General features: G+C 70.3%; 9 protein-coding genes. 7 read left to right on the forward strand and 2 right to left on the reverse strand.

The window, feature by feature from the left end; genetic code table 11:
- The first annotated feature begins 15 nt into the window (after positions 1-15).
- From LZ199_RS00520 to LZ199_RS00550, 7 genes are all read left to right on the forward strand, one after another.
- Entirely contained in the window at positions 16-852 is an 837-nt protein-coding gene (locus LZ199_RS00520; protein WP_253991649.1) for a class II glutamine amidotransferase, read from the forward strand.
- Positions 853-1,181: 329 nt separating this feature from the next.
- Positions 1,182-1,595, forward strand: a complete 414-nt coding sequence (locus LZ199_RS00525; RefSeq protein ID WP_253992053.1) for an ATP-binding protein — start codon at positions 1,182-1,184, stop codon at positions 1,593-1,595.
- On the forward strand, positions 1,592-2,287 hold the full coding sequence (locus tag LZ199_RS00530; RefSeq protein ID WP_407667152.1) for an ATP-binding protein: 696 nt from the start codon (positions 1,592-1,594) through the stop codon (positions 2,285-2,287). Before LZ199_RS00525 ends, LZ199_RS00530 begins: the two co-directional genes overlap by 4 nt.
- Positions 2,284-2,850, forward strand: coding sequence for a SpoIIE family protein phosphatase (locus LZ199_RS00535; RefSeq protein WP_253992055.1), 567 nt, complete (start codon positions 2,284-2,286; stop codon positions 2,848-2,850). The genes LZ199_RS00530 and LZ199_RS00535 overlap by 4 nt, the downstream gene beginning before the upstream one ends.
- Entirely contained in the window at positions 2,850-3,347 is a 498-nt protein-coding gene (locus tag LZ199_RS00540) for an STAS domain-containing protein (protein WP_253991650.1), read from the forward strand. The genes LZ199_RS00535 and LZ199_RS00540 overlap by 1 nt, the downstream gene beginning before the upstream one ends.
- Positions 3,348-3,416: 69 nt before the next feature.
- Complete coding sequence (locus tag LZ199_RS00545; protein ID WP_253991651.1) at positions 3,417-3,836, forward strand: SpoIIAA family protein; 420 nt, start codon at positions 3,417-3,419, stop codon at positions 3,834-3,836.
- A 158-nt stretch (positions 3,837-3,994) separates the two neighbouring features.
- Positions 3,995-4,624, forward strand: a complete 630-nt coding sequence (locus LZ199_RS00550) for a hypothetical protein (protein WP_253991652.1) — start codon at positions 3,995-3,997, stop codon at positions 4,622-4,624.
- A 34-nt stretch (positions 4,625-4,658) separates the two neighbouring features.
- Here the strand turns inward: LZ199_RS00550 and LZ199_RS00555 are convergent, their stop codons facing one another.
- Positions 4,659-12,092, reverse strand: a complete 7,434-nt coding sequence (locus LZ199_RS00555) for an Ig-like domain-containing protein (protein ID WP_253991653.1) — start codon at positions 12,090-12,092, stop codon at positions 4,659-4,661.
- Positions 12,089-13,510 (reverse strand): OmpA family protein, encoded by a 1,422-nt coding sequence (locus tag LZ199_RS00560; protein WP_253991654.1) that lies wholly within the window; start codon positions 13,508-13,510, stop codon positions 12,089-12,091. Before LZ199_RS00560 ends, LZ199_RS00555 begins: the two co-directional genes overlap by 4 nt.
- Positions 13,511-13,712 lie beyond the last annotated feature (202 nt).

Consider the following 13,712-nt stretch of genomic DNA (forward strand, 5'->3'; position numbering starts at 1 on the left):
AAGGAGTTCTCCCTCATGTCCGTCGTCCTCGCTGCCCTCACGTCAGACCCGAACCTGCTCAGGTGCGAGCTCCACCGGCTCGCCGGGCAGGTGCTCGTACAGACGGAGCCTCGCGCCAACGCGGTGGGGGTGGGAGCCTATGCCCAGGACGAGGTCCTCCTGCGCCGTTTCTCCAGCGCGGAAGGTGAACCCTCGCTCGTGGGGCTCGCCCCACCGGGCGAGTCGGAGGCCCTGCTCTTCCATGCCAGCCGACTCCCCGTGGGCGCGTCGCTGGAAGAGAACACCCAGCCGTTCCGCTCGCGCCGCTGGCTGTTCGCCCATCAGGGCAGCGTGAGCGGCTTCGACGAACTGCGCGCCTCCCTGCTGGCCTCGCTGCCGGAGCACCTGCAGCGCCAGGTGCACGGCGCGACGGACAGCGAGGTGCTGTTCGCCCTCTTCCTGCGTCAGCTGCGCGACGTGGGGCGCACCGATGACCCCAGGCTGGAGGCCGAGGTCTCCGGTCGCCTGCTGGCGGACACCGCGCGCGAGGTCATCAAGCGCTCCGTGGACGCGGGCATCCCCCGCGCCTCCACGCTCAACCTCGTCGCCACCAACGGCTCCGTCCTCGTGGCCTGCCGCTTCGGCGAGGAGCCGCTGTTCTATTCGCGACTCGAAGGCGGCGCGGAGTGCGAGCCCTGCGGCGTGACGGCCAGCTCTCCCGAGTCCCAGCCCGCCGTGGGCGCCCACCGCCGCCGCCGCACCGTCGTCGTGGCCAGTCACCTGAAGCGCCCCGGGAGCTGGGTGGAGCTGCCTCGTGGCACCACCCTCGCCGTGGGGATGGACCTTCAGGTGCATCTGCTCAACGGCGGCTGAGCTCGAAAGGCGCTCTCCTGGTTGAACACCCACGCACGTCGCGTGGGTCGTTCCCGCCCCGTGGCTCGCGGGGGCCGCGGCGTCAGAGCGAAGGATTCCCGGAGCTTCCCGGCGCAAGCGGGTGAAGCGCGCGAGTAAAACGAAAAAACCCAGGATTCTAGACGCCTCTTTCGCGAAACCGAAGGGGATTCCATGGGTGCTTCGTGAACCGCTTTACAATCCCCGCACAATTATTGCCTCATGCTGGCGTAATTCCACGGGATTTACTCCGGGACTGACTTTTGCCGTTGCCACTTCCCACCGCCGCCTTGCTGGAGTCCCGGTTGTCCGTGGTCGTCCGTCACCCCGTGGACGCGGTGGTGGCGGCCTCGCTGGGGCGGCGCTTCGCCCGGGACGCGGGGCTGTCGGCGGCCTCCAGCGCGGAAGTGGCGGTGGTGGTGAGCGAGCTGGCCACCAACCTGGTGCGTCACACGCGGGCGGGCGGGACGGTGGAGGTCTGGCGCGAGGACGACGCCTGGCTGTGCATCCGCGCGTTGGACCGGGGCCCGGGCATGTCGGAGCCGGAGCGGCTCTTCCTGGGCCGCGAGGGACGTCCGGGCCCGTTGCCGGGCGAGAGCCTGGGTGAAGGCGGCGCGGCGGTGCGGAGGCTGACCGACGAGGTCCGGGTCTCCAATCGCGTGGGCGGCGGCCTGGAAGTGTTCGCGCGCAAGCGCCTGAAGCTGGAAGCAAGGAGACCGTGGTGAGTCGGGGCGTGACGAGTACCCAGCTGCTGGGCGTCTTGCAGCACTTCATGACGGAGACGGCCGCGCGACTCGTGCTTCGAGGGACGCTGGAGTCGCTGCGACTGTCGGCCGACGCGCTGGGCCCGGCGGAGCTGCCGCGCGTCATCGAAGCGCTGGAGCCCGCTTCGCGTCACTTCGTGGACCCGGCCCGTCGTCCGGACCTGGCCGCCCGCCTGCGGGCCCTCATGGGGACGGCCAGCGTTCCTTCGGGGCTGAGCGCACGCGAGCCGACCGCGGCCTCCGTGCTGCCCATGGCGCTGGACGCGCGGCCCACCACGTATCTGGTGCGCACGGAGGCGGATGCCAGCCATGCACGGCTCGCGGCGCGCGCGCTGTGCGAGTCGATGGGTGGGCGCGGTTACGAGTGCCAGAAGGTCGCGACGGCGGTGAGCGAGCTGGCGCGCAATCAAATCTCCTACGCGGGCGGCGGCACCATCCAGCTCATCCCCGTGCATGCGCCACGCAAGCTGTTGCGCGTGCGCGCGGAGGACCACGGGCGGGGCATTCCCGAGCTGGAGCGCGTGCTGTCGGGCACCTACCGGAGCAAGACGGGCATGGGCCTGGGCCTGTTGGGCGTGAAGCGGCTGTCGGACAAGTTCGAGGTGAACACGGGCACCACCGGCACCCAGGTGGAGTTCGAGGTGTGGTTGTGAGGTTGTCCGTCGCCCATCTGACGCGTCCGAAGGTGGGCGAGGTGGAGAACGGCGACGGTGTGGTGGTGCGCGTGGACGGGCCGTACACGCTGCTGGCGGTGGTGGACGCGCTGGGCCATGGCCCCGCCGCGGCGCAGGTGACGGCGGAGGCCTCGCGCTGCCTGGGCCAGACGTCGCTGGGCCCGTCCGTGGAGCCGTTGATGGAGGCGCTTCACGCGGCCCTGCGCCACGGCCGGGGCGCGGCCATCATGCTCGCTGTCTTCGATGGGCTCGCCCTCCACTGTGGCGGCGTGGGCAATGTGGAGCTGCGCACGGTGGGCACGCGCGTGCCGGTGCTCCCCACGCCAGGCATCCTCGGTCAGGCGTTCCGCACGCTGCGCACCGTCTCCACGCCGCTGTCGCCCGGAGACCGGCTCGCGCTCTTCACCGACGGCTTGAGCTTCCGCCTGGACCTGGAGCAGGTCCGAACGCAGTCCCCCGACGCGGCCTGTGCGCTTCTGCTGGAGCGCTTCGGCCGTGCCACCGATGACGCCACCGTGCTGGTGGCGGACGTGGAGCCGTGATGAGCCACCCGGACAGTCCCCACCCGTCGCGCGACCTGTCGCGCATCCCCATCATCCCGCTGTGGGGCCAGCTCATCGTCCCCCTCCAGGGCGACATCACCGACGCGCAGGCGGCGCAGCTCTGCTCGGACGTGCTGCGCGACATCCAGCGCACCGGCGCGAAGGGGATGGTGGTGGACATCTCCGGCCTGTGGCTGGTGGACAGCCACCTGTGCGCGGTGCTGGCGCGGCTGGCGGCCTCGGCCCGGCTGATGGGCACGCGCACGGTGTTGTGCGGCATGGGCGCGGACGTGGCGCTGACGCTCCAGAGCATGGGCATCCAGCTCGACAACGTGGAGACGGCGCTGGGCCTCGAGGAGGGCCTGTCGCTGCTCGGCGTCCGGGCGGTGGGCGCGCGCACGCCCGAGGCCGAGCGCGAGGAGTCCCGGCGACTCGCGGACGAGATGCTCGGCTTCGTGGCGCCGCCCTCGGCCAGGAGCACCGCGTCCAGCAGCTGACCCGTCGTGGCGTGAGCACCCCCGCTCCCCCGGTGCTGATTGCTTCCGGGTTCCTCGAGGAGACACGTCATGGTCCGCATGTGGACGTTCGGTGACAGCAAGATGTGGTTCGAGTCGCCCGACCTTGTCCGACTGGTCCATGTCGGGGTGTTCGACCTCAAGCTCATCCAGGCGCTGTGCGGAGTGGGGCGCGAGCTGATGGCGGTCCAGCCCCGGCTCTACCTCCTCTGCGATGCGCGCCGCGGCTCGAGCATCTCCCTGGAGGCACGCAAGGCGTTGAGCGAGACGCCCGAGGTGATGCCCTACGCGGGCATCGTCATCTTCGGCGCGAGCTTCGCGCTGCGCACCATGGCCAGCATGATGGGCCCGCCCTCGGGCCTGCTGGGGCGGACGCAAACTGCTCCGTTCGGCATGGTGGACACCGAGGAAGAAGCCCGGAGCTGGGTGGCCGCCCGGCGCGCGGTGATGGACGCCGTCCAGGCCTCCTGACGAGGGGGGGGGCGCGAGGAAATCTCCGCCCGGAAATGCAAAGAAAATCCCGGGGTGCCGACCTCCTGGCACGACGTGGGGGGAACAGGCGGGTCCGCCGGCCCTGACCGCGTCTTGGCGCGATGGTCGCGCCAGGTCCCAGCCCGGAGATGACATCCATGAAGCTGATGCTTTCGGCCGTTGCCACGCTGTGCCTCGCGACGCTGCTGTCCGCTTGCGGCGAGCCGTTGCCGGAGTCCACGCCCGACACCTACGAGGAGACGGCCCGCGCGCCGCTCCCGCCCCTGCCCGGTGAAGAGGATCCGGGTGGCGGTGGCGGTGGCTGTGAAGGCTGCCCCACCAGCACGCCCGTCACCATCAGCACCGCGCAGAACTCCACGCCGCCCGTCTACATCCCCGCGAACGTGCCCCAGTACCCCCTGAACGGAGGCCGCCCGGAGGACAAGTGCCGGCAGTCCAGCTACACGGCGGTGAGCTTCCTCAGCCCCCTCAGCCAGGGCGGGACGCTCACCTTCCACGGCGTCGTCGCGCCCAGCAGCAAGGCGAACTTCTACATCTACAACGCGCAGGGGCAGCTGGTGAAGACGCACCAGACCCACCACTCGCATGACAATTGCGTCATCAACCAGACGACCGCCACCACCTACGAGCTGGTTCCGGGCACGTACTACGTCTACTCGTCGTTCTGGTTCATCGGCGTCTACCTGAACTCCGGCTGGTACTACAACGGCAGCCTCGGCCCCCTGGCCTGGAACAACCTCTACGTGGGCTCGTTCACCATCCAGTGACGTGAAGCCCCGCCTCGGCGGTGAGGAGGTCGCCTCACCGCCGACGGCGCAGTCCGACGAGGCCCACCCACGCAAGCCACACGAGGCCGAGCGGGAAGGCGCCCGCGGTGCTGGAGCAACCCACGCCACCGCCCTCCACCAGGCTGGGACGGATGACGTTCCACTGGTGATGGGCGGGGACGAGCTGCACGTTCCCCGCGAAGTCCGTCGCCAGGACATCCAGCGTGTGGGTGCCCTCCGACAGCGAGCGGACGGTCAGCGGATTCTCGCAGACCTCCAGCTCCACGCCGTCCAGCGTGCACTTGAAGCTGGCGACGGGCTCCGAGGGGGTCAGGGTGAAGGTGACCTCGGAGAGCGTGCTGGTGCCCTTGGGTCCGCCGCTCAGGGTGGTCGTCGGCGGGAGGATATCCACGACGAAGGCGCGCGGCGTGGACGGGGCCCCGGTGTTGCCCGCCACGTCCGTGGCCCAGACCAGCAGATTCTGCGGACCGGAGATGATGGCCAGTCCAATCTGGATCGCCCACTCGCCGCGCTCGTTGGCCTGCGTCGTCCCCACCGTCAGGCCATTGAGGCTCGCGGTGAGCGTGGTGCCTGGCTCCGCCGTGCCGGTGAGGGTGTTGAAGCCCGGCCCGACGATGGCCTCGGCCGTGGGCGTGACGACGAGCGGGGCCCCGGGCGCCGTGGTGTCCACGGTGAAGGCGTGGGAGCCGGACTCGGTGCTGGCGCGGCCGAAGCCGTCCGTGCAGTAGGCGCTGACCAGGTGGAGCCCATCCGTCAGGCCCGTGGTGGGCGTGAACTTCCACTCGCCCGCGCTGTCGACGACGGGCTTCTGGTCCTGGGGCAGGCCATCCAGGCGCACGGTGAGGATGCAGTTCTGCTGGGCCGTGCCGCGGATGAGCGGTGTCCGCGTGTTCACGAGCGAGGCATTCGCGGGAGCCACCAGCGCGGGCTCGCCCGGGAGCACCAGGTCGAGCGTGAAGGAGCGCACGATGCGAGGCCCCTGGTTGCCGGCGAGGTCCGTTGCCTGCACCTGGATGTCATGCCGTCCGTGGGAGATGGCCGCGGGCGGCTCGTAGGTCCAGTTGCCCGCGCCGTCCACGATGACACCTGGCAGCCTGGTGCCATCCATGGTGATGAAGACCGTGCTGTCCGCCTCGGCCGTCCCGCTGATTTCAGGCGTGGAGTCGGTGAGCGTCGCGTTCTGGGCCGGCTTGGTGACCACCGTGGTGGGAGGCGTCACGTCCACGCGGAAGGCCCTCGCGGACGACAGGTCTCCCACGTTCCCGGCCAGGTCGGTGGCCCTGACCTGCACGTCGTGCCGCCGCTCGGACAGCGCCGTCCCGGGGGCGAACGTCCAGTTGCCGGAGCTCGTCGCCGTCACGGTGCCGGACAAGGCGCTGTCGATGAAGATGCTCACCCGGGCGCCCGCCTCGGTGGTGCCGATGAAGTCAGGGCGCTGCGAGGCCACCACGGCCTCGACGGCCGGGCTGGTGAGGGTGGGAATCACGGGGGCGAGGGTGTCCACGGTGATGTCGATGCCCGTGGACGCGGCGCTCACGTTGTTCGCGGCATCCGTGGCGGTGGCCGTCACGGTGTGGATGCCATTGGCCAGCGTGGTGAGGACGGGCACGAGCCACTGCCCGTTGGAGCCCGTCACCGCCGTGGCGAACGCGCTTTCGTTGATGAGGAGCTTCACCGTGCTCAATCGCTCGGCGGTGCCCGAGAAGCCTGTTCCGGCCTGGCCCACGAGGGTGCCCGAGGCAGGGCTGCCGATGGTGGGGGCGGAGGGGGCCGTCACGTCCACGGTGAAGCGGACCTCCGTGGGCGAGCTGGTGTTGTTCGCGGGGTCCGTGGCGGTGGCGGACACCAGATGGAAGCCATCCGTGAAGCCCCGCTGCGTGGGCAGCGACCAGTTGCCGCTGGCGCTCACCGGGGCGGCGACCGGGGGGTCACCATCCACGGTGACGTTCACGGTGCTTCGCGGCTCGGCGGTGCCGGAGAAGGCCGTCCCTTCCTGGCCCACCACCGTGTCCACGGTCGGCGTCAGGATGGTGGGCGCGGCGGGAGGCGTCAGGTCGACCGTGAAGGTCGTCTCCGCGGGGAGGCTGGTGTTGTCCAGGGCGTCGGTGGCGGTGGCCGTCACCGTGTGAACGCCCGCGCTGTAACCCGCGCGGACCGCTATCGACCACGTCCCCTCGCTGGTGGCTGTCGGAGAGGCGATGACGGTGCCGTCGACACTGACTCGGACGATGCTCAGGCGCTCCGCGGTGCCCAGGAAGGCCGTGCCCGCGGGGCCCACCACGATGGTGGGGCTGGGCGTCTGAATCACGGGCTTGGCGGGCGGGGTGATGTCCACGGTGAAGGTGGTGGTCGCGACGGCGCTCGTGTTGTTCTGGGCGTCGGCAGCGGTGGCCGTCACGGTGTGGGGGCCATCCGCGAAGCCGCTCTGGACGGGCAGCGACCAGGCTCCGGCGGCGCTGGCGGTGGCGATGCCGACCTGGTTGCCATCCACGCGGACGGTCACCTTGCTCAGGCTCTCCGCGGTGCCGGAGAAGGCCGTGCCGGCGGAGCCCACCACGGTGACGGTGTTGGGCGTCTGAATCACGGGCGCATCGGGCGCCTGGATGTCCACGGTGAAGGCTCGGGTCGCGACGGCGCTCGTGTTCCCCAGGGCGTCGGTGGCGGTGGCCGTCACCGTGTGCGCGCCATGGGTGAAGCCCGCGCGGATGGGCAGGGCCCACGCTCCTGCGGCGCTGGTGGTGGCGGTGTCGATGACCGCGCCATCGACGCTGACGCTCACCGTGCTGAGTGCCTCGGCGGTGCCGGAGAAGGCCGTGCCGGTGGTGCCCACCTCCTGGTTCTCGGTGGGCGTCTGAATCACGGGCGGCGTGGGGGCCGTGATGTCGACGGTGAAGGTGATGGTCGTGACGGCGCTCGTGTTGTTCTGGGCGTCGGCGGCGGTGGCCGTCACGGTGTGGGAGCCGTCCGTGAAGCCACTCCGCACGGGCAGCGACCAGGTGCCGGTGGCGCTGGTGGTGGCGATGCCTATCTGCGTGCCATCCACACGGACCGTCACCTTGCTCAGGTTCTCCGCGGTGCCGGAGAAGGCCGTGCCGGCGGAGCCCACCACCGTGGCGGAGTTGGGCGTCTGAATCACGGGCGCGTCGGGCGCCTGGAGGTCCACGGTGAAGCTGCTCTCGGCGGCGACACTCACGTTGGTCAGCGCATCGGTGGCGGTGGCCGTCACCGTGTGCGTGCCATGGGTGAAGGTGTGGGGCGCAATCAACCAGCTCCCGCCCGCGCTGGCCTGGGTGGTGCCGAGGCGGACACCATCCACGCGGACCTCGACGTTGCTCAAGGGCTCGGCGGTGCCGGAGAAGGCGGTGCCGGTGGCGCCGACCACGGTGCCGGGGTTGGGCGTCTGAATCACCGGCGCGTCGGGAGGCGTCACGTCCACGGTGAAGCTGATGACTCCCTCGAGGCTCTTGTTGTTCGCCCCGTCCGTGGCGGTGGCGGTCACGGTCCGGATTCCATTGGCGAAGCCGGTTCGGACGGACAGTGACCAGTTGCCAGTGGCATTGGCCGTGGTGGTGCCAACGCTGAGTCCATCGACACTGACGTTCACGGTGCTCAGTCGCTCGGCGGTGCCGGAGAAGGCCGTACCCGCGGGGCCCACCACGGTGTCGGGGTTCGGCGTCTGAATCACGGGGGCGACCGGGGCCACGATGTCCACGTCGAAGGTGCGCTGTGCGGCGGGGCTCGTGTTGCCGGAGCCATCCCTCGCGGTGGCCGTCACCGTATGCGAGCCATGCGTGAAGCCCGTACGGACAGGCAGGGACCACTCGCCAGCGGCGCTGGCGGTGATGGGGGCGGAGGCGGTGCCGTCCACGACGACAGTCACCGTGCTCGAGGGCTCGGCGGTGCCGGAGAAGTCGGTTCCAGTCGTCCCCACCACGGCGCCCTCGATGGGCGTCAGAATCACGGGCGCGAGGGGGGCGGTCTTGTCCACGGTGAAGTTGTTCGTCACGGCGGGACTGGTGTTGCCCGTGGCGTCCCGTGCGGTGACGCTCACGGTGTGAGCGCCGGCGGTGAGCGTGGTGTCAACCGGCAGGGACCAGGTCCCCGCGGCAATGGTGACGGCGGTGTTGTAGGGGTCGCCATCGAGGAGGACCGTCACGGTGCTCCCGACTTCGGCGGTGCCGGAGAAGGCGGTGCCAGCGATGCCCACCTTCGCGTTGTTGGCGGGCGTCAGAATCACGGGCGTGGAGGGCGGCGTGGCGTCCACGGTGAAGTTGCGCTCGGCCGCCGGGCCCTCGTTGTGGGCGGCATCGGTGGCGGTGGCCGTCACCTTGTGGGCCCCTTCGGCCAGTGAGCTGCTCGCGAGTACCGTCCAACGGCCATCACTGCCTGCCTGGACGGTATCGATGAGGGCGCCATCCAGACGGACATTCACCGTGCTCAAAGCCTCGGCGGTGCCCGTGTAGTCCGTTCCACTCGTACCCAGTACGGCACCCTCGGTGGGGGTCAGGATCACGGGGGCGATGGGGGCCGTGATATCCACGTTGAAGGTGCGCTGCGCGACAGGGCTGGTGTTTCCAGTGGCGTCCTTGGCGGTGGCCGTCACCGTGTGCGAGCCATGGGTGAGGCCCGTGCGGACAGGCAGGGCCCAGTCGCCGGTGGCGTTGGCCGTGACGGGGGTGGAGGCGGTGCCATCCACGACCACGGTCACCGTGCTCAAGGGTTCGGCGGTGCCGGAGAAGTCGGTTCCAGCAGTCCCCACCACGGCGCCCTCGACGGGCGTCAGAATCACGGGCGCGAGGGGAGCGGTCTTGTCCACGGTGAAGTCGTGCGTCACGGCGGGGCCGGTGTTGCCTGCGCCGTCCCGGGCGGTGGCTGTCACCGTGTGAGCGCCGGCGGTGAGGGTGGTGTCAGTCGGCAGGGCCCAGGTCCCCGTGGCAGTGGCGACGGTGGAGTTGTACGCGGCGCCATCAAGGAGGACCGTCACGGTGCTCCCGATTTCGGCGGTGCCGGAGAAGGCGGTGCCAGCGACGCCCACCTTCGCGTCGTCGACGGGCACCAGAATCACGGGCGCGAGGGGAGCGGTCTTGTCCACGGTGAAGTCATGCGTCACCGCGGGGCCGGTGTTGCCTGCGCCGTCCCGGGCGGTGGCCGTCACCGTGTGAGCGCCAGCGGTGAGCGTGGTGTCAGTCGGCAGGGCCCAAGTCCCGGTGGCAGTGGCGACAGTGGAGTTGTATGCGGCGCCATCAACGAGGACCGTCACGGTGCTCCCGATTTCGGCGGTGCCGGAGAAGGCGATGCCAGCGATGCCCACCTTCGCGTCGTCGACGGGCGACAGAATCACCGGCGCGAGAGGAGCGGTCTTGTCCACCGTGAAGTCATGCGTCACGGCGGGGCCGGTGTTGCCCGAGGCGTCCCGGGCGGTGGCTGTCACCGTGTGAGCGCCGGCGGTGAGGGTGGTGTCAGTCGGCAGGGCCCAGGTCCCGGTGGCAGTGGCGACGGTGGAGTTGTATGCGGCGCCATCGAGGAGGACCGTTACGGTGCTCCCGATTTCGGCGGTGCCGGAGAAGGCGATGCCGGCGATGCCCACCTTCGCGTCGTCGACGGGCGCCAGAATCACCGGCGCGAGGGGAGCGGTCTTGTCCACGGTGAAGTCGTGTGTCACGGCCGCACTGGTGTTGCCTGCGGGGTCCCTGGCGGTGACGCTCACGGTGTGCGCGCCCGCCGCGAGCGTAGTGGTCGTCGGCAAGGACCAGGTCCCCGCGGCAATGGTGACGGTGGAGTTGTAAGCGGCGCCATCGAGGAGGACCGTCACGGTGCTCCCGACTTCGGCGGTGCCGGAGAAGGCGGTGCCTGAGATGCCCACCTTCGCGTCGTCGACGGGCGCCAGAATCACGGGCGCGAGGGGAACCGTCTTGTCCACGGTGAAGGTGCGCTCCGCGGCCGGGCTCGTACTGTCATCAGCGTCAGTGGCGGTGACGCTCAGCGTGTGCTCTCCCTCGTCGAGCGTGGCGTCAATCGGCAGGGACCAGTCCCCAAGGGCAGTGGCCTCGATGCTGTCATAGGCGTCGCCATCCATCAGGATGTCCACCCTGCTCAAGGGCTCGGCGGTGCCGGAGAAGGCCGTACCGGCGATGCCCACCTTCGCGCCTTCGGTCGGCGTCAGAATCACGGGTGTGAGGGGAGGAGCCAGGGCCTCCAGGGTGAAATAGACAGGGTCGCTCGAAAGGCTGCTCAGCCCCTCGAACTCGGCGTGGGCGGTGAGCGAATAGATGCCGTCATCGAGGTCCTTCGGCACACGGACGGAGAACTCTCCGGAGGCTCCCACCAGCATGGCGGGAAACTCCCGCTCTGGCGTGGCGGGGCGCTCCACATTGCCCATGCGCAGGAAGACGGTGGCACCCGGGTCTCCCATGCCGGTGATGACTGGCGTCGGAGCCAGCATCCCCTGGCCGTCGCCGGGCGTGGTGATGACCGGCGTCCTCGGAATCACGAGCGAGTGCTCCACCAGCGTGACGTCACCCGGCTCACCCACGCTCGTGCTCGCATCGCCGGAAGCGCTCTCGCCTCCCGTCACATGGACAGGGCAGCCCGTCAGGGTGCCGGCCTGGAGCAGCACCTTGCCACCCGCTCCGGGGCCAAACCCCTCACCGATGCCGAAGGACTCCGAGGGAGCCCCGGGCCCGCCCTGGGCCATCAGCGCCTCGCACTCGGCGCTCTCCACCAGCCGCGCGGAGATGCTTCCTCCCTCGCCACCGCCCTCGGTGCCCAGGTCCCACGGCATCGCCTGCCCATTGGCTTCGATGCGTCCCGCGCCCGTGAGCCTGCGCGCCCGGAAGAAGACGACACCGCCATCACCCAGGGGCTGCTGACGCAGCAGCGCGCCGCTCGCGGTGATGGTGCCGCCGTTGTGCAGCGCACCGGAGGCCAGGAATGCCACCACGCCACCGGAGGTCCCACTCCAGCTCCGGGCCTTCAGCTCGCCGGTGGGATGGATGGTGACGCTCGTGTACTCCGGGACTCGGATGACCTGCGTGGAGAAGGGCACGAAGTCGTTCAGCAGGGGCCGGGTCAACGTCAACAGGCCTCCGCGCACGCGCGCCACGCGCGCCAGCTCCCAGACGCCCTCGGGGCTCTGCTCCCGGGGGCCAAAGGTGAACGTGGCCACGGACGAGGCCCGCACGGGACCGACGCCCACGGTCTGCAACACCATCACCAGGTCACCCGCCGCGAAGCCCTCAGCGGCGTCGACGCGAAGCTCGTGGTCCCCCTTGTTCAGCGCCGCCGTCACCGCGGCATAGCTGTTGATGACCCGGCTCTCGTGAGCCTGGACCGTCAGGGCTTCGTCACGCCCCGCGCCGAGCCCGAAGACATCCGCCTCGGCGAATGCGGGAAGCGCGACCAGCGCCACGACGCAGGTCAGTAGGTGCATCCATCCCGATGATTTCATGGCGTCGCTTCCTGGGTTGTCGGCAGCATGAGGAGGAGCTCGACCCGGCGGTTTCGCTCCCGACCCTCGGGGGTGCTGTTGCTTTGAGCGGGATGTTCCGGGCCGTAGCTCCGGAGCCGCAGCTTGTTGGGGGCCACCCCGTGTTCCACGAGGTAGCGCCACACCGCCTCGGCGCGACTGCGGCCCAGGCGGGGATTGAACGTCTCCGCGGTCGAGTCATCCGTATGACCGTCGACCGTCATCATCTTCACCGCGGGATTCGTGAGCAGCATCTCCACGGCGCGGTCCAGGTCGGCGGACTCGGCGGGCAGCTCCGTGCTGCCCGTCCTGAAGTACACCTTGCCCTCGAGCACGAAGCGGTCCCTCGACACGTTCGCGATGGGCGACATCTCGCCAGGGCCCGGAATCATCGAACCCATCTCGCTCTGGAACTCGCTCGCACGCCGCGTCGGCGTGGGCAGGGGCACCGACTCGTGGACGATGCTCGTGTCCGTGTCCGGCCTCGAGTCCTCACCCAGCATGTACGAGAAGGAGACGCCCGCCAGCAGCCGGAACAGGGGGATGCCCGGCTCCGCGCCGAAGCCCAGGCCGCCGAGCGCGAACAGCTCCACGCCGTCCCGAGGTGCATAGCGACCGCCTCCCAACAGCTCCACCGCGCCCCGCGCCTGCTTCCAGGAGAGGCCCGCGTTGAGGGCGACCTCCGCCCGCAGCGGCGAGCCCACCGTCATCAGCCCCGCGCCAATCCGCAGCTCGCTGCCCAGCTCACGCGACTCCAGCGTGGGGACCTGGATGACCGCGGTGGGGCGCAGCATCATGCCCAGCTCGAAGGAGGGGGCGAAGTGGGTGCCCAGCCGTCCTCCCACCATCACCTTCGCGAGGAGGCTCGTCTCCGACTCGCGCGCCAGCGCGCCCTGGGTCCCCATGGGGAGGAAGACCCCCACGTCGGCCGCCAGGTCCACGGAGTCGTCGTCCTCCGTGCGCAGGATGCCCACGCGAGCTCCCACGCGGGGAGCGCCGACACCATGTCGCGTGGGCGCGATGACTCCCTGTGCGAGCGTGTCATCTCCCTCGCGCTGGGTCAGCACGGGCAGCCGCACGTCGAGCTGGAGTCGGGAGCTCAGGCCCCAGCCCATGACGAACACCGCCGTCGAGCGACTGCGCAACAGGGGCAGGTTCTCCCCCTTGGCGTTCAAGGTCAGCGGCTCGTGCTGGTAGTGACCGAGCACCATCACCCGCAGCTCGCCGTCGCGCAGCACGGTGCCGCCGCCCGTCGCCAGGGGACCCGGGCCTGGGTTCACCTCCAGGCGCTCCAGGGTGAACGCTGGAAGGGCCGCCGGCTCCTGGGCGCGAGCCACCTGCGCCAGCAGCACCGCCGCCAGCGTCCATCTCCGCAGCCACCTGGCGCGCCAACCGCTCATCCGCGTCCCATGGCACGTGACAGACAAAGGGGGTTCATGCGGGAGACAGCCCGCGGACACGTGCCGGTTGAGGCCGAGAGCAAGGCACGTACCAAGGTCGCCGCGTCGCAAGTACCCCAGGCAGGGCCTCGCCATGCGTGCCGGTGGAACGCGGCTGCGTCCCCATGGACCGCAACCAGGACGCGGAGCGGCGGGTTCCGGG

Origin of the sequence: Myxococcus qinghaiensis (genome assembly GCF_024198215.1) — a bacterium.
Classification (GTDB): domain Bacteria; phylum Myxococcota; class Myxococcia; order Myxococcales; family Myxococcaceae; genus Myxococcus; species Myxococcus qinghaiensis.

What these genes read in the sequence shown, in the direction of transcription:
- LZ199_RS00520 (WP_253991649.1), top strand. Translation starts at nt 16, where the DNA reads ATGTCCGTCGTCCTCGCTGCCCTCACGTCAGACCCGAACCTGCTCAGG.
- LZ199_RS00540 (WP_253991650.1), top strand. Translation starts at nt 2,850, where the DNA reads ATGAGCCACCCGGACAGTCCCCACCCGTCGCGCGACCTGTCGCGCATC.
- LZ199_RS00545 (WP_253991651.1), top strand. Translation starts at nt 3,417, where the DNA reads ATGGTCCGCATGTGGACGTTCGGTGACAGCAAGATGTGGTTCGAGTCG.
- LZ199_RS00550 (WP_253991652.1), top strand. Translation starts at nt 3,995, where the DNA reads ATGAAGCTGATGCTTTCGGCCGTTGCCACGCTGTGCCTCGCGACGCTG.
- LZ199_RS00555 (WP_253991653.1), bottom strand. Translation starts at nt 12,092, where the DNA reads ATGAAATCATCGGGATGGATGCACCTACTGACCTGCGTCGTGGCGCTG.
- LZ199_RS00560 (WP_253991654.1), bottom strand. Translation starts at nt 13,510, where the DNA reads ATGAGCGGTTGGCGCGCCAGGTGGCTGCGGAGATGGACGCTGGCGGCG.